This window comes from Flammeovirga sp. MY04, assembly GCF_001682195.2.
GTDB lineage: Bacteria > Bacteroidota > Bacteroidia > Cytophagales > Flammeovirgaceae > Flammeovirga > Flammeovirga yaeyamensis.
On sequence record NZ_CP003560.2, the window covers coordinates 3,979,248 to 3,996,985 of the forward strand.

Genomic DNA, 17,738 nt, shown 5'->3' on the forward strand with positions numbered 1-17,738 from the left:
GATAACTCATTTCAATAAAGAAGAAATAGAATTTTCATTGAGAGAGAAATCTAATTCTATTCAACTCTTTAAAAACACAAAGAATTTAAAATCGATAAGAAAAATTGATGATGGTCATCATGTTTTTTGTATTATGATTTATATAATTGAGAATAAATGTAAATATTACATTATATCGAATTAAATAAAGAATAATGACGGATGTTTATATTAATTCACAATTTCATCAAATGATTTGGTATAGGGCTCTCCAAAGAACTTAAGGTGATAATTCGAAAATTTAGTAAACTCTTGATGTGCCTGCACCTTTTTATCCATTAATAATAAGGTCTCAATTTTAAGGTTTAAAGCTTCCTCATCTAATTTGTCATACTCAAAAATGCAATCGATGATTTGATTCTTAAATGATAAGTCATTCACCCTTTTTGCAGAGTAATTGAGCGTTTCTAAAATTTCAGATTTAATTTTTGATAAGGTTTCATCGATATATTCAAATGCCATAGGTTGTAAACCACTACCCTTTTCCACGATTTGATAGAAGTTGATATAGTCTTTAATAGCTACATTTTGATAATGTAATTTCTCTTTCACTTCTAGAAAATGGTAAAACTCGTTGTAAAAATGATCATCAAATGAAAAGGCCCATGCGTTATTTTCAAATACCAATTGTATGCCTTCACATTGTTCTAAAATAACACGTAAACGACGTATGGTTACAGAACGATTGTTTTTTGATTTTGCTTTTGTAGAATCTGGCCATAAAAGTTCTGTAAGTTCTTTTGTTGTAATATGTCGATGATGTGTAAAAGGGTAGAATAATATAATAAGGAATACCTGTTTTAGTTTCTCCGTGACCTGATGGGAGATATTTCGGTGTTCATTATCGTAGAGTTCAAATTTTCCAAAGATATAGAGTGCATTCTTGTCTTGTTTTTTCTCCCTTTCCATAGGGTAAAAAGGAATGAAGTCTTCTTGCTTTTCTTCTACTTTTGGGGTATCGATAACCTTCTTATCTTTTGATGTTTTCCCCTTTTTAGGGCGATAAAAATAGCTTACACAGTAAATAAGAATGAGAATACCGATGATTAAGATAAAATAGCCAAAGTTAAAACTATCACTTCCAGCCTGACTTAAATGATCCAATTTTACTCTTTGAATAGAATTAATTGGTGGACCTTTAAGTTCATAAATCATCAAAGTAGATGTATTCTTCAAATAAGATCCATTCAAATAACATAAATAGAAGGAGTGATTATAAGGGTTCCTAAATAATTTAATTTCAGATTGGGTATCTCTATATTTTAAATTGATGGTATCAGAAACGGGATTCAATTCTCCATTTTCCATATTAATTGCCATCAGTTGAATGGTCGTATTATGGTTATTATTTAGAAAAACCGCACCGTAAAAATATTTTCCATCTTTATCTAGGTAGATATCTCCGGCATTACTCATATTTTTAATAGGAGGTTTCATCTCCCAAAGTTTCGTAATCGAATCTTTTTCTGTGTTGATTTTATAGAGATCATAAAAAAACTGTGAGCCATAAGTTTGGTCTCCATTTTCATTACCAATACCTCCATAAAGTAAGTATTCATTATTATTGAGTTTATACTGCGACATTCGATTTCTTGGAGCAATGCTATCGCCTTTTAAAAGACATAGTTCTCTCTTTCCATAGGTACGATTATATTTTCTGTAATCAGTTTTAAACTTAAACATTCCAAAACCATTAATCTCCTTGATCTCATTTGTAGAGTCATTATAAAAAATGTTCGGGTGAAGATATTCAACCATATCTTTATTATTAATGACTCTTTGTGCTACCGTATCCCCATAATATAGAGAGGAAATAGATTTACCACGAATATCAAAAACCAAGTATTTCTTTTCTTTGGGCAGATTGATCCCTTCAAAAATTCCGGTTTTAATAGCTTTAATTGGTGCTTCGGTCGTAACTACTCTCTGTGATCTTATATTGATCCTATTGAGAAATTTTTGGTCGATAGAAACGATTTCTTTTTTAAGACTATCATACACCAATGCTGGATGAAAAGCGGTTTCTACCTCTGCTATTTTTTTCCAATGATAGTGATCTTTTAGTAACCAATTTGGACGTTCTACGCTTCCGTCTTTATTGTGATGTACCTCATTGGCACTACTTCCTTTATATTCATTTAAAGGCCAGTGATAATCTTTCTTTCGAGAAGAAATTTGAACGTTATTTAGAGTAAAGGTAGGTATTTGAATAATTTCATTTTCATTATCCTCGGTTGATCCAAAAATTAGTTTCAAGTTTGATAAGTAAGGAAAATCAGTAAGAGATGATTCGAACTTTTGATCACCAATTGTAACTACAATAGTTTTCTTTGATTGATTGATGTTGATTTCAAAATCACTTAAATCAACATATTGACCATACTGACTTAACGGTATCTGTATAAGGTGTCTTTTTTGATCAAAAGTAATGATCAAACTATTCTCACTTCTATTTTTTCCAGGATAATAAATGAGATCAATTTTATGTTTTTCATCCCCAATAATCCTGAGAATATTACCGATGAAATAAGACTTTTTTAACGACAAATTAAACTTTAGTTTAATCTCTTTTCCTACTCTTATTTGCTCTTTTTTAGGCAGTAAAAGTGAGGTCGTCTGCTTGTCTAAAATTGCAGAGCTTTCAAAAGAAAGTCCACCTTGTCCAAAACACACATTGATTGAAATGAAAAATAAAGTTAGGCTTTTAATAATTTGAGACATACTGGCTTTAGCTTGTTAGTATTCGATTTAACTAGAATTAGGTCGATAGTGAGATATTGAAATAGTTATTAGAATTATAGATATGCGATTTCTAAAACTATTTTAATTAATGCAAAAGATAAAGGGCTATTTTTTATGTGTGTACATTGTTAGGGTGATTAATACCCTTGTTTTTGCATATTTTAATAAATTTATCCCATTTGTAACCTCCCTTGTACCGCTAAAAGTAAATCGTCCGCCTGTACTATTGTAACATCCTTTCGGGGACATGGTAACGATTTAATAACTTTCGATTTGTACTCTTAATTATTCATTATGATAAGACTTCAACTGTTTGCAATCCTACTTTTTATAGGTACGATTTCTACAGCATTGGCTCAGGATTCTTATGTCCGGGGTACAGTGTTAGATGCAAAAAGTAAAGCCACATTGCCTGGTGTAAATATCTCTATAAAAGGGACGACACAGGGAGTGATTTCAGATATGGACGGGAAGTTTGTATTGGAGGCTGAAATTGGACAAGAATTGCTTTTCACCTTTATAGGGTATCAGCAAAAGGAATATATAGTAACCTCTTCTAATGAAATAGAAGTTTTATTAGAGGAAGAGATAGAAGAACTTAAAGAAGTGGTAGTAACTGCATTAGGAATATCGAAAGAGAAACAAGCTTTAGGCTATGCTGTATCGGAGATTGGTAGTGACGATTTAACACAAGTCAATACCGGATCGCTGATGAATAGCTTAGGTGGACGAGTTACAGGGGTGCAAATCTCTGGAAATCGACCAGGTCAGGCTTCTTCTATAAGTATTCGTGGTAACGCTTCTTTAAAGGGTAGTAATTATCCGTTAGTTGTAATAGACGGTGTCCCTATGGACGAAAAAAACAAAGGTGGTGTAGGCCGTTGGGGTGGCACAGATAAAGGTGATGTTTTATCGATGATTAACCCCGACGACATTGAATCGACCAGTGTTTTAAAAGGTGCTGCAGCCACTGCTTTATACGGTAGTCGTGCATCGAATGGCGTCCTTTTGATTACAACTAAAAAGAGTAATAAAAAAGATGGAATTGGTATTGATATCAGTTCATCGATGGTGTGGAGTATACCTAATAATATGCTGACCGATAGACAGACAGTCTACGGGCAGGGTGCACAAGGTAGAGTACCGTCATCAAGTGCAGAAGTAATGGATACCGGACTTTCGAGTTGGGGAGCTAAAATGGGAAATCAGAAATATATTGGTTTCGATGGGAATGAGTATCCTTATACGAACCAATGGGATCCGATGTCCATATTTAGCACGGGCTATGTATATAATAATAGTGTAGCCGTATCCGCAGGAAACGATCTTTTACAAGGAAGAGTATCTTATTCGAATCAACAAATTCAAGATATTTTACCTTCTACAAATATTCAGAGAAATACGGTTTCAGCAAGGGTAAATAGTGATCCTTCAAAACGTCTTTCGATAGATACTAAACTGACTTACATTAATCAGAAAGCCAATCGATCTGCTGGAGGAGAAACCACTTTTAATCCGGCGAATGCTTATCATAGGATGCCTGCCACACAATCAGCAGAAATCTTTAAAAAGAATAGACATCAACCAATATTTATGAATGATGTATATACTTTAAACCCTTACTGGGTGATGGACAATTTGTACATCAAAGATTTTAAAGATAAAGTATTACTATCGGCAAATGTGAGTTTGGAGTTGCTTAAAGGTGTAAAATTAAACTACAGAAATGGTATTGATTTTACTTCAGGAAGAGACGAAACGATCACACCAATTGGTACTCCATTTTTAAGTGATGGTGAAAGTAAAGTCAGTAGTCTACAAAGAATGGAGATGAACCACGACCTTTATTTGAACATCAATAAAGATATCGGAAGGTTTAATATTTCTGGTCTATTGGGTGCGAATATGATGCGTACTGAACAGAATAATGTGGGTATTGAAATGCGTCAATTTTATTCTGATTGGTATCACGTAAGTAATGCTGCCATGGTAACAGGTACTCAGAATCATTCTGAAAAAGAAATGAATTCGGTGTACGGGTCAATGGACTTTGGTTACGATAAATGGATCTACCTAACAGTAACAGGTAGAAAGGATTGGACATCGACTTTATCAGAAGGAAACAATTCTTATTTCTATCCTTCTTTGAGTTCGAGTTTGATTGTATCAGAAAATTAATTTGCCAACATGGTTCTCCTTAGCGAAGATAAGGGGTTCATGGGCACAGGTAGGGTCTGATACAGATCCATACAAATTGTATCAAACCTATAGAACGGCAGGAAATGGTTTCATTAATAAGAATGGAAATAAAGTTCTTCCTGCTGGTTTTTCTGGAGCGATGAATAATGCCAACTTATCTCCAGAGATGACCACCTCTATAGAGTTTGGTGCAGACTTAGGTTTTTTTCATGATCGTGTGAATATGAATGTCACTTATTATGATCAAATCACCGAAGATCAAATTATCGCGATGGATGTTTCAGATGCTTCAGGTTTTACCAGTGTTTTGGTAAATGCAGGAAGTATGAGTAACACAGGTTTCGAAGTATCATTAAATCTAGTTCCTATAGTCAATAGAAACTTCACTTGGGAATTGGGCATCAACTATACTTATAATAGGAATAAGGTAAATAGTTTGATTGGAGACATGGAACGAATGACCATAAGTGATTATGGTAATGTTAGGGTCGATGCTATTGTTGGCGAAGAGTACGGAGTAATTATGGGTAGGGATTATCAAAGAAATGATATTGGTGATATTTCCTACGATGATAATGGTTTGCCACTGTACACTTCAGAAATGGTAGCAATAGGGAACATGAACCCTGAAGCTATAATCGGTTATTCGTCCAACTTTAGTTTTAAGGGAGTACATTTTAATGTGCTCATCGATCAACAAATTGGAGGAGAGTTCTATTCAGGTACAAATTCAGATATGTATGCTTCGGGAACGCACATCAACACCTTAGAAGGAAGAGATGTTTATTACACTCAAGGTGTGGGTGCGAACCCGGAGTTGTACTACAACAGAATTTCGGAAATAAATTCAGAGTTTATAAGAGATGCATCTTATATAAGAGTGAAAGAGGTGAGTTTAGGTTACGGTCTTCCCTCCTCTTTCTTAAAGAAGATTCATCTTTCATCAGCAAGAATATCTGCAGTAATGAGTAATCCATTTTTTATATGGAAAGCTGCAGAGAATGTAGATCCAACAAGCATTTTAAATGCTTCTAGTACAGGAGGTGCATTGGAGTTTGCATCAATGCCATCGGTAAAAAGTTATGGTTTCAATTTAAATGTTTCATTCTAATATCAATTGATTATGAGATTATTAAGACGAATAACATTATTACCCCTTTTAGTCGGCGTTTATTCTTGTGTGAATCCTGAAATAAATGTTGATCCAAATAAATCAACCAATATGACCCATGAGAATGTAATGGCTTATGCTATTCTTCATGGTGTGGGAGATGATTATGATATCTGGAGAGGTAATTTGATTTACGGTGAACAGTTTATTCAACATTTGTCATCAACATCAAAAAGTTGGGCAGGGAATTATTACACCTACAACGAGGAGTACATGTCTGCTTTTTGGGAAAGAATTTATAGAGAGTGTACAAACAATCTCGAAATTATTTCGTCAGAGTTAAAGGGGGATGGTGTAGATAAGAATGCGAATAAGCTAGCTGTCATCCAAGTTCTTCAAGTATGGAATTACCATCGGTTAGCTGATTTTTATGGACCTATCCCCTATTCTGAGGCAGGTAAAGCAGAGACAGCACAAAATTTCACACCTAGATACGATGATGTGAAAGACATCTATTTAGGGAATGAAGAGAAAGGAATTGTTGGGTTACTAACACAACTTGAACAAGCACAGAAAGTGTTGAGTAATCCTGGAACAGATGAGACATTTATAGAAGGCGACTTATTTTTTACTGGTGAATTAAGCAGATGGAACTTATTCTGTAACTCTCTAATGTTACGATTAGCATTAAGGGTTTCAGATAAAGCTCCTGATGTCGCCCGAAAGTATATTCAGAAAGCTTTTGATGGAGGTGTGATTATGGAAAATAGCGATAATGTGTTTCTGAATCATACCACTGATAATAGCAGATATATGAATCCAGTGGCTAGAGTCTTCTTTAATTACGGAGGTGTTAGCGGACATTTATTTAGGTATTCTGATACGTTTATCAACACCTTAAAAAATTATACAGATGAGGTAGATCCAAGGTTAGCTTTTCTTGCGGGAGTTTATAATCCGGATGAAAAATACTTTGAGGATACTCAAAACTATTACGGCTTACCAAATGGTCTTGAAACCAATGAAATGACTGACCTATCAGAAGAACTTGATTTTGATGATAAGTTCGAGGAAGGTATTGGGGTTTATGGTTTCGCTCAACCTCATAGAAAAAATTTGGTGCATTATACTGCCCCAACCATCGTTTTTCATGCAGCTGAATCTAAGTTTTTATTGGCTGAAGCTGTACTGAAAGGGTTATTATCAAATGGTAAGGATGCAAATACTTACTATAGAGAAGGAATTAAAAAAGGTATGGAGCTAATGGAAGATTATAATCCAGAAGCTGCTATACCCAACTCAATGATCGACAACTATTTATCTCATGTACCTGATTTAGGTACCAATTCATCGATGGGGTTAGAAGGATCCCTAGATGAAATTCAAACTCAGAAATGGATTTCTCTTCTATTGAATGGATATGAGTCTTATGCCGAGTGGAGAAGGACTCATTATCCATCGATAGTAACGAAAAACCAAGTGAAGCATCCCGACAATAGATCCAATGGGAAAATTCCTGGTCGTGTTATGTATCCTAGTAGAGAACAAGGAACTAATGCAAAAGGGTATCAGTCGGGAATTCAGTATCTGGAAAGTGGAGAAAACGATTTTGTTAGCGATCTATGGTGGGCAAAAGACCATCATTAATAGAAAGAAAAAATTTAGAAGTTAAGAATAGAAAACAGATTGACTTAAGTAGAGACTTAGCAAAAAACTAAAACCAATTATTTTTTTTATTTCATGGTTTTTAATCATGATTTAGCTAAAAACTAGATAGTAGTTCAAATTAAGTAAAGTTTAAAACAGTAAATTAAAATCAAGATGAATTTAGCGAAAGCTAAAACCAATTACTCCCCTCGATCAAATTTTGATCTTGGGGTTTCATCTTTTAATTAAATTAGAGAATATGTTAATCAGAGAAATTAAAATAGAAGAATATAATCAACTGGAGGACTTTCTTTACGAAGCCATTTTTCAGTTTGATCCGGAAAATCTTATTCCAAGAGAAGTAATTCAGTTACCTGAAGTTTATGTATTTATCAAGGATTTTGGGAGCAAGAAAGATGATTATTGTTTAGTAGCTGAGGCCGATAATAAAATTGTAGGTGCAGTTTGGGTTAGAATTATTGATGGTGAAATCAAAGGTTTTGGACATATAGACAAACACACACCGGAATTTGCCATATCAATTATTCAAGAATATAGAGGAAAAGGAATAGGGACAAAGTTGATGCATTGTATGCTCAATTACTTAAAACAAAAAGGATATAAACAAGCTTCTTTGAGTGTTCAGAAGGAAAACTATGCGCTTCGTTTATATCAGAAAGTAGGGTTTAAAATTATAAAAGAGAAAGACGAAGATTATTTGATGTTGGTCGATTTAACCGATCATTAATTGATCGGTTATTAAAGATTATTTTTATTCAAATCATCTAGAGGTTTAATCCCCATAAGGTCCTTTTTCAACTTTTTATCAAAGGCATCATTACCAATGAAAACATTTAAGATCGCTTTTTGAAAAGCCTTATCATTTGCCTTAAAAACTAATTCGCCTTTTTTATAAATCTGTGTGAGGTTACTCCCTTTAAATACAATTCTGTAATGATCTCCTTTACAGTTTTTATTTTCGAATAAAGCGATAAAATCGTCGATATAGTTATTGTAACTTTCTTCGTACCCTCTATTAGCAATATTAAATGCGTCTTCGAAGAAAGGTTTTGTTTCTGTAAAACGTTTTGGGAAAAATATTTCGTTGTCCTCTATGTTCTTAAATAGTTCATCAAATTCACCGGTTTTGAGAAGATCTTTATTTTTCTCATGCAATTCATTCAGTTCATTGATTGTATTCTTTGATTGGAACTGAGCTGAAGAAATCACAAAATCAATAATTCTGGTATCTGTAGAATAGATGATGTCTAAATTTTCTTTTGAAGGATTTTTGAGGTACAATCCACAACCAAAAATTTTGAAAATCTTTTTTTCATGTTTTCCACTTCCATTTAGTGTAAAAGTTTGACCTTCAAATTCTATCTGATGATTGAATTTTACATTATACAATGCATCAAGTTGATGATCGGCTTGACCATAAACAATAGAACTAAAATGAATAATTAATGTGAGGATTATTAATTTTTTCATGATTGATTAGGTAGTTGAAATTTATCAGTATTACAGGAATAATAAATAAGTTTTCAGGTTTATTTTATTCTTCAAAATTTTTTCGAAGTTCACTATTTTTTGAAAAACTGTATTTATTCTACCGTTAATATTTCTTACTACTGTTTATAGTATTACACTTTACTTATTTCTGATAATAGACTTCATTAAACTAATTCCTTGTAGGATTAGGATGAGTGTAAAGGGAAATGCTCCAAAAATGGCAATCACTTTATTTAGGTCTACATTGTTTTGATAGAGTAAGCCAATAGTAATGGAATAAAGTAACAACGCCCATGTCATTTTATTGATTCTAGAAGTGTTATTGGTCAACATGCTGGTGACATAAATTGCTGAATCGGCACTAGTGATCACAAAAGTGATTAATAATAATATGCATATGCCACCTAATAATGGGGCGATATCAAATAGTTCGAGATAAGTGAAAAGACCGAATGTATAATTTTCGTTTACAGCACTTTGTATGGCCTCTATTTGATGACTATGCATTGCATTTCCACCAAAAACAGCAAACCAAAGTACACTCACTAAAGTGGGATAGATCAAAATACTTAAGATAAATTCTCTAATCGAACGACCTTTTGATATTCGAGCGATAAATAATCCTGTAAAAGGAGCCCAAGCAATCCACCATAAAAAATAGATAATACTCCACGATTGTGACCATGGTCTATTCGGTTCATCAATAAAAAATGATAGTGAAGGAAGTTCTTGTAGATAAGATAGGATGGATGAAAGGAAAAGCTGAATTGTTTGAAGTTGATTGTTCATCAAAAAGATGATACCTAAAAGAAGTACGGCCAATATTACATTAAAATCACTCAATAGCTTCACTCCTTTTTTCAAACCAGTAATTGATGATACCGTAAAGATCAATGTAAGTAAAGAAAGCAATACAATTCTAAATGTAAGTCCAGTGGTTATACTTGATGAGAAATAATGTTCAATACCACTTTGAATTAAAGCAATACTGTTAGCAAGAGTGCCTGCCACTCCAAAAATTATACTGATCACTCCCAAGAAATTTAAGATCTTAAAAGCATCATTATTTTTCTTTGTTAAGCTACTGACTACATCCATTTCTCTCCCTTTTTTGTAGGCAAACCAAGCAAAGGTTAGACCTGAAAAAGCGTAAATTCCCCATGCATGTAAACCCCAATGGAAATTAGTAATCGATAAAGCGAGCATTGGATCGTGCGTAGTGTTGATCGGTGCATTTAAATGATAGACAGGCTCTGCAACACCCCAAAATATTAATCCACTGCCCATGCCGGCGGCAAACAACATCGCTACCCAAGAGAAAGTAGAAAATTCTGGAGGCTCTTCTCCTAGTTTAATTTTGCCCAAAGACGATATGGCAATTCCAACACATACCATAAGTATACAACTTACTAACCATAAGATTGGTCGATCTAGCGTATGCAATAAAAAGTTGATAACTACTTGTAAAGTATCAATAGTTTTGGAAGGGAAGATTAAAAAAATGAGTGCGATTAACCCTGTAAAAATGATGCTCCGATTGTTGAAATTGATCTTCATATGCATTATCAAACTTAATCATTTTACAACGGAGTTCATATGATTATGTATCGAATATCAGTATGGAAAAATATTTGCTTAGGAAGTCGTACAGTTATTTATAACAAAGTAACCAACAGTATTTAAACTTATTTTTTCTCAACTATTTTTTATTGCTACTAATGAATATTAAATCAATTCAATGGTTTATTGGGATCGTTCTGATCTTAATATTCCAAACTTCTCATGCACAAGATGTCTATTTTGAGGATAACAAACTGTTTTCAAAAATTAAAGGCAACGGAGTGGATACTAGTGGAGACGGTATCATTCAAGTAAGTGAAGCCGAAGCTGTAACCTCTTTAACAATTGAGAGAGCAGAAGGGATTTCTAGTTTAACAGGTCTAGAAGCGTTTATCAACTTAGAAACCTTGGTTTTCGAAACGTATTGGGGAAGATATTTTAATAGAGTCCTCGATGTTAGTGTTCTACCCAAACTTAAAGTCCTAGATACTTATGGTATTAAAAAGGTAAATATTGGTCAGTTAGACTCATTAAAAACCGCAAAGTTTGTCTATTCACCAATAGATTCTGCAGATTTTTCACAGGCGAAAAACTTAGAAACCATTTCTATTTCATCCAATCAAATGGAATACCTGAAAGTGGCAGGGTTGTCTAAACTTAAATCGATAAGAATTGGTGGTAACTTAAACTCTCCATCCAATACTTTTGATGCCTTGGATTTAACGGGGTTAGTGAGTCTAGAAGATCTGTACATCAACACGATTAAAATTGATTCTTTGGATTTATCTCCGGCCATTCAATTAAGAGAAATTGATTTCCCTAACTCGTCATTGTTAAAAACTTTGGATTTAAGGGCCAATAAAGAGTTACGTAGTATAATAATTACAGAGAGTCAACATTTGGAATCTATCAATGTTACAGGTCTTGATTCTTTAGGTTTCATGAACTTTAATAATGACACATTACTCACAACGGTTATCGGAAGTGAAACACTAAAAAATCTTGAAGGAGTAGGTATTACACACACACCAATTGATTATACCACATTGGGAATAGATTTCTCTAAGTTGGATTTTATGTCATTGAATGAATGTATTCCAATGCTGGACGAAAATAAGGTGTATGACTACATTATTATTCAAGATGAAAATTCATGTTTTAACGTCATCCCTGAAGCAGAATGGGGTATCGTTTTATGGGAAAGTCGAGTAGTTCCTTTCACTCCTAATGTTTGTAACCGATTAAATAATGTTCTAGGATGTAAAAACTATCCTGTTATCGAAGGAAACATATTTTCTGATATCAATAAAAACGGAACAAAAGAGGAAGATGAGTTTGGGTATAAAGGGGTAGAGTTAGTTTTTGAACCTGGCGATTATTCGACATTTACAGATGATGAAGGGAATTATTATAAATCATTACCCGATACCGGCACTTATACCGTTTCTGTTATTACACCAAACTTATTTGATGCTACCCCTCAGACTTTTACAGTTCACTTGGGGAACACATTTGATATCGTAAATCAAGATGTTGCCTTACAGCCCAACGAAATCATGAAGGATGTGAGTGTTAACATATCATCATTTAGCAGATCACGACCTGGTTTTGATATGGAATACATTATTGATTACGGTAATGTGGGTACAGAGGTAGTGGAGTCTTCCATTATTACATTCCAAATTCCTAATTCATTTGAGATTGATCCCACTATAGAAAATGTATTTGTCAACGGAAACTTCTTAAATATTAATGTAGGTCGATTACAATCCGGTCAGCAAGGAAGATTTAGAATTTATGGAAAAACTGCTCTGAATACTTTAGGAACAGAAGAATTGGTGATCGTTAATATGAATACATTTACTACCGAAAGTGACTACACCAACAATGCCGATACAATTTCTTATACCGTTACCGGAAGTTTTGATCCAAACGATAAACTGGGAGTAGATTCAGTTTTCATTTCGGAAATAGAACAAGGAAAGATCTTAGATTATAGAATCCGTTTTCAGAATACAGGAACAGATACTGCTTTTACTGTGATCTTAAAAGATACATTATCCGAATTACTTGATTTATCTACGTTAATGATGAAATCTACATCTCATACCATGACTTCAGAACTAGAGGATAATACTTTGATCATGACTTTTAATGATATTCTACTAGTTGATAGTGTGACCAACGAGCCGGATAGTCATGGTTTTATTTATTATGAAATTCAGCCTTATACAGATCTACTAGTAGGTGATTCTATCTTGAATAGTGCAAGTATTTATTTTGATTTCAACGATCCAATAGTTACCAACACTACGGTAACAAGAATTGTGGATAACCCAGAAGAAGAAATAATAGCTTCTAGGAATGAAATAAATACGAGTACACATAAGATTTATCCAAATCCTTCAAATCATATTCTAACATTAGATATAGGAACAAGGGAAGTAGAAATGTTTGATTCTAACGGTGTAAAACAGCCTATTCGATGGCTATTTTCAAAAAATCAAATTTCGGTAGCTCATTTAAGCCCTGGTATTTATCATTTGAGATGGGTAGGAACAGATGGGTTTATCTATTCTGAATCAATTGTCAAAAAATAAAATCGAAGAAGGTTATTCCTATTGTTGATATGTTCATTCATCTTATCAGTAGAAATAACCTTCTTCTTCTTTTACCCTTTCCTCAAAAATCTTATTTTTATCACTTCACAGAAAACAACCCATGCATGTATAACAAAGAAATTCGATTGGTAAACATGACGAGATACGTCACACCACTAAGAGAAGGAGGTTCCCTTCCAGCCATTGTGGAATGTGATGACGGTTTTGATTATGTCATAAAATTCAGAGGTGCCGGACAAGGAGTAAAAGCATTAATAGCCGAGTTTATTGGCGGAGAAATGGCAAGACAGCTCGAATTGAATATGCCAGAATTGGTATTTATTCATCTCGTAGATACATTCAGTAAATCGGAAGGAGATGAAGAAATTCAAGATCTATTAAAGTTTTCTGAGGGATTAAACTTAGGGATGAGTTACCTAAGTGGAGCAATTACCTACGACCCTTTAGTAAGTATTGCCGATCCTATGGCTGCATCAAAAGTAGTGTTATTAGATAGTATCATTACCAACATTGACCGCACACACAGAAATACCAATTTATTGAATTGGAATAAAGCATTATGGGTGATAGATCATGGGGCAAGCTTGTATTTTCATCATTCTTGGGATGGATGGGAAGAACATGCAAAACGTAAATTCCCGATGATTAAAGATCATGTGTTGTTAGCTAAAGCGACAAAGTTGGAAGAAGCGAAAGCATTCCTAAAAGAAAAATTAACACCAGAAATCATTGAAGGTATTGTAAATTTGCTGCCTGATGATTGGTTAATTGATCCAACCGGAGAAACTACACCCGATCAAAGAAGAGAAGTGTATAAAGAATTTCTGAATGTCAGGATTAAAAATATTGAGGAGTTAACTAAAGAAGCGATAGATGCAAGAGGATAAATATGTATACGAGTATGCCGTCATTCGCTTTGTTCCTAAAGTAGAAAGAGAAGAGTTTATGAATGTGGGTGTGATCTTGTTTTGTAAGAACAGGAAGTACATCCAAATGAAATATCATATTGATGAAACACTCTTTAATGCATTCTCACCAGAAATATCTGTGAACGAGGTGTACGATTACCTCAAAGCATGGGAATTGGTTTGTGAAGGGAAAAAAGGTGGAGTGATTGGAGAACAAGATATTCCAAGTCGTTTTCGATGGTTAACTGCAACACGCTCTACATTATTACAATGTGGTAAGGTGCATCCTGGAATGTGTGAACATCCAGAAAATATTTTGGAGGGTTTGTTTGAAAAGTATGTTGGAAGATAAAAAACACCCAAGAATCCCTGAGTGCTTTTCGTCTATTTGTCTAACTATTATAATTAAATTCTTTCTGTTACATAAAGGCTTGAAATTTGATTATACATGAGAATATGTATAAGTTTATTTTTTATAAACATTCTTCAAAAAAGTTCAGTCACCTAATCTGACATAAATTCATTCTTTATGAAAAAGTTTTTAACCTACTTCTTTGCACTTTTATTTATCGGTTTTATCACATCATGTTCTAATGATGATGAAACTGAAGCAGGCCCTAAACCTGAAATTACGGTTACAGGAATCGATAATGGAGTGATTACAGGAGCGGTGAATATTAAAGCGAAAGCTGATAATAAAATTGAAAGTTTCATCATTAATCTAACGGCTTTAAACTTCGGGGATATCGATTTAGCCAAGGAACCAAGCGAAGCAACAGCTCCAGTATTTGATTTCTTAGGAGTAAATTATCAAGAAGTCTATGGAGCGACAGAATATACTTTAACGATCAGTGAAACGGCTTTACTATTATTGCCAGCAGGACAAGGAACTATTCCAGTTACTGTTACTGATCAGAGAGGACTTACTACTTCAACTACAATTGAGTATACAAAAGAGTAAGTAAAGCCTTCTTTATTTAGAAAGTGTTGTCAGATTTTATGTTGACAACACTTTTTTTTATCCAAAATTATAGATCTCTCAACACCTTCGCTGGATTAATATTTACTACTTTCCAACAGATTAAAGTGATGGTTGCAATAGCTATTATAGAAATACTAATGCCTAATATTCCCCATGTGATAAAGTCAATATCAATTCTCTCGGGGAAGGTCGATATCCAATCCGAACTAAAGTGATACGCCACCGGAATAGACAATACAAAAGATAATGTAATCCATTGCAGATAAGTTCTATTGAACAACATCAGTACATCCATTCGTGATGCCCCATTCACTCTTCGGATACTCATTTCCTTTGTACGTTTGAGGACTGAAAAGCGAGTAATTCCCCATAATCCTGAAACAGCAATAAGTAACGCAATACCTCCAAAGAATAAGCTAGCTTGTTGTTGCCCTTTGATATATTGATAATTCACCGCAATAGCATCATTATAGAAATACACATATGATCGGGCATCTGGAAAGTCATTTTGGAACTCTTCATTCAATTCATTGGCTAATTGATAAGGATGAGGTGATGATGTTCTCACATTGATAAAGTCCAATTCCCAGCCATCAATTTTTGCAGCGGTAGTAATTACTAAAGGACCACTTTGATACATAAGAGAATTAAACTTTATGGAAGGAATAATACCAACTACTTCATAATCTCTTCCATTTCTATGGACAATTGTACCGAGTCCTTCCCATCCTTCCAGTTTAGTAAACGCCTCATTGACCAATAGTTGGTAATCACTTATTTTCTTATTTTCATGAAGTTCTTCTCCCTCTAAAAGAGGAATATCAAAAGTCTCCAAAAAGTCGTTACTCACATATAAAGAATGTACTATTTCAAGTTTATCATTATCGCTAATTCTGAATCCATTTCTAGTAAGTCCAAGCCCTATCATTTGAGAGGAGAAACTGACGACTTCTACTCCAGGTTTCTTTAATATTTTCTGTTTGAAATTTTCTAATTTATCTAATGAAACAAGAGTGGATAAATCTAGTGTAAACACATTTTCGTGTTGAAAACCCAAGTCTTTTGTGAGTAAATGACGATGTTGTTGATACACCGTTATACCAATACATGACAATATAAATACGGTGGTAAACTGAAGTACCAAAACCATCTTTTCACTCCATCCTTTTGAGTAGAAAATACTAGTTTGTCCGTTTAAGCTTCTCGATAAAGAGGTCTTTTTGATACCCCTTAAAGATAAACTACTCAAGACCATTGTCAGTGCAATTCCGATGAGGGCATAAAACGCAAGAATATAGAAGATGTAATTACTTAAATAGACTCTAGTCAATAATTGTTGATTTAGAAACGGCAGGGCGATATTTAAAGCAAGTAAGGATATTAGAATGGCTGAACTCACCATCAGGAATACCTCAAAACAGGTAGATATCCATAAATCTTTATGATGTGCACCATAGATTTTCATTAAAGTGAGAGAATGGATTTCTTCATCTTTCTGTGCTGTGTATAACACTATAAAGTTTAATAGTGATAAGGCTAAGATGATCATTCCACCAGAAATAATTATCAACATGCTTTCCGTACTTCTTGGATTTCCAATATCGTACTCCAATCCTTTATAAAGGTGTATGTTTTCGATAGGTTGAAGTGACGTCTCCATACTTAGATAATCTTGAACAAATACTTCGTCCAATATTTTATCCATAGCAGCAATCGTTTCCGCTTTCTGATCCTCATGTAACAGCTTAATGTAGACATTAAATGTCCAACCTCCATTCCAACCTAAATAGGCATTATTTGTATCAGTTAACCACTTTTCTGGCAATAAGACATCAAATTGTATGTGGGAATTGGCAGGTCGATCTGGAATAATTCCTTGTACTGTCAGTTTATCTCCATACAATTCTAATTCCTGTCCAATAGGATCATCATTTCCAAAAACCTTCTTAGAAAACGACTCTGAAATAACAGCACTCTTCTTGGTTTGAAGCACTTTTTCAGCATTTCCTCTAATCAATTCTATATTAAAGAACTTTAGATAATTAGCAGATCCCACAGCTGTATTCACTTCTTCATGTCTTTCATTCAAAAGATAAATCGGCATCTGACTCGGATTGCTCATCATGAACATCTCGTTGATGTTTTCGATTTTATCTAAAAATGTTCCTCCTTCAGGATAATAGGCTTGTGCTGAATAGGCGGTGTTATCATAAAACACCCTTTTGTGCGTAATTCTATAAATATTGTCCTTATAGAAGTTATCAAAATTGGTTTCTAAGTGGAAGAAAAGGAAGATGAATAATGCACTACCCAACCCCAAACTCAATCCCAATAAATTGATAATTGTATTTTGATAATTTTTGATCAGATTTCTGATCGCTAGCGAAAGATATAGTTTGTACATGATCGGAAGAGCG

The 17,738-nt window shown here is 33.9% G+C and carries 12 protein-coding genes; 8 read left to right on the forward strand and 4 right to left on the reverse strand.

The window, feature by feature from the left end; translation table 11 throughout:
• Positions 1–210 precede the first annotated feature (210 nt).
• Positions 211–2,760 carry a hypothetical protein gene (locus MY04_RS15865; RefSeq protein WP_066211178.1) on the reverse strand — a complete coding sequence of 850 codons (2,550 nt, stop codon included), beginning with the start codon at positions 2,758–2,760 and terminating at the stop codon, positions 211–213.
• Positions 2,761–3,075: 315 nt separating this feature from the next.
• Between MY04_RS15865 and MY04_RS15870 the strand changes: the two genes are divergently transcribed.
• The 4 genes from MY04_RS15870 to MY04_RS15885 all read left to right on the forward strand — a co-directional run bounded on the left by MY04_RS15870 (position 3,076) and on the right by MY04_RS15885 (position 8,486).
• A complete protein-coding gene (locus tag MY04_RS15870; protein WP_066211180.1) occupies positions 3,076–4,959 on the forward strand; it encodes a SusC/RagA family TonB-linked outer membrane protein in 1,884 nt (627 codons plus the stop codon).
• 1 nt (position 4,960) lies between these two features.
• The gene (locus MY04_RS15875; RefSeq protein ID WP_158297732.1) at positions 4,961–6,091 is read left to right on the forward strand and encodes a TonB-dependent receptor domain-containing protein; all 1,131 of its coding nucleotides are present in this window, start codon (positions 4,961–4,963) and stop codon (positions 6,089–6,091) included.
• Between the two features lie 12 nt (positions 6,092–6,103).
• Entirely contained in the window at positions 6,104–7,738 is a 1,635-nt protein-coding gene (locus tag MY04_RS15880; RefSeq protein WP_084005919.1) for a SusD/RagB family nutrient-binding outer membrane lipoprotein, read from the forward strand.
• A 259-nt stretch (positions 7,739–7,997) separates the two neighbouring features.
• Positions 7,998–8,486, forward strand: coding sequence for a GNAT family N-acetyltransferase (locus tag MY04_RS15885; RefSeq protein ID WP_066211187.1), 489 nt, complete (start codon positions 7,998–8,000; stop codon positions 8,484–8,486).
• A gap of 11 nt (positions 8,487–8,497) precedes the next feature.
• On the opposite strand, the gene MY04_RS15890 is transcribed toward MY04_RS15885, so the two are convergent.
• The gene (locus tag MY04_RS15890) at positions 8,498–9,229 is read right to left on the reverse strand and encodes a chalcone isomerase family protein (RefSeq protein WP_066211189.1); all 732 of its coding nucleotides are present in this window, start codon (positions 9,227–9,229) and stop codon (positions 8,498–8,500) included.
• 159 nt (positions 9,230–9,388) lie between these two features.
• Positions 9,389–10,813 (reverse strand): BCCT family transporter, encoded by a 1,425-nt coding sequence (locus tag MY04_RS15895; protein ID WP_066211191.1) that lies wholly within the window; start codon positions 10,811–10,813, stop codon positions 9,389–9,391.
• Positions 10,814–10,968: 155 nt separating this feature from the next.
• Between MY04_RS15895 and MY04_RS15900 the strand changes: the two genes are divergently transcribed.
• The 4 genes from MY04_RS15900 to MY04_RS15915 all read left to right on the forward strand — a co-directional run bounded on the left by MY04_RS15900 (position 10,969) and on the right by MY04_RS15915 (position 15,300).
• A complete protein-coding gene (locus MY04_RS15900) occupies positions 10,969–13,410 on the forward strand; it encodes a DUF7619 domain-containing protein (RefSeq protein WP_066211192.1) in 2,442 nt (813 codons plus the stop codon).
• Between the two features lie 125 nt (positions 13,411–13,535).
• The gene (locus MY04_RS15905; protein WP_066211193.1) at positions 13,536–14,318 is read left to right on the forward strand and encodes a HipA family kinase; all 783 of its coding nucleotides are present in this window, start codon (positions 13,536–13,538) and stop codon (positions 14,316–14,318) included.
• Complete coding sequence (locus MY04_RS15910) at positions 14,305–14,691, forward strand: DUF3037 domain-containing protein (protein ID WP_066211196.1); 387 nt, start codon at positions 14,305–14,307, stop codon at positions 14,689–14,691. Before MY04_RS15905 ends, MY04_RS15910 begins: the two co-directional genes overlap by 14 nt.
• Positions 14,692–14,868: 177 nt before the next feature.
• Entirely contained in the window at positions 14,869–15,300 is a 432-nt protein-coding gene (locus MY04_RS15915) for a hypothetical protein (RefSeq protein WP_066211198.1), read from the forward strand.
• A gap of 67 nt (positions 15,301–15,367) precedes the next feature.
• On the opposite strand, the gene MY04_RS15920 is transcribed toward MY04_RS15915, so the two are convergent.
• Entirely contained in the window at positions 15,368–17,725 is a 2,358-nt protein-coding gene (locus MY04_RS15920) for an ABC transporter permease (RefSeq protein ID WP_066211200.1), read from the reverse strand.
• Positions 17,726–17,738: the final 13 nt, after the last annotated feature.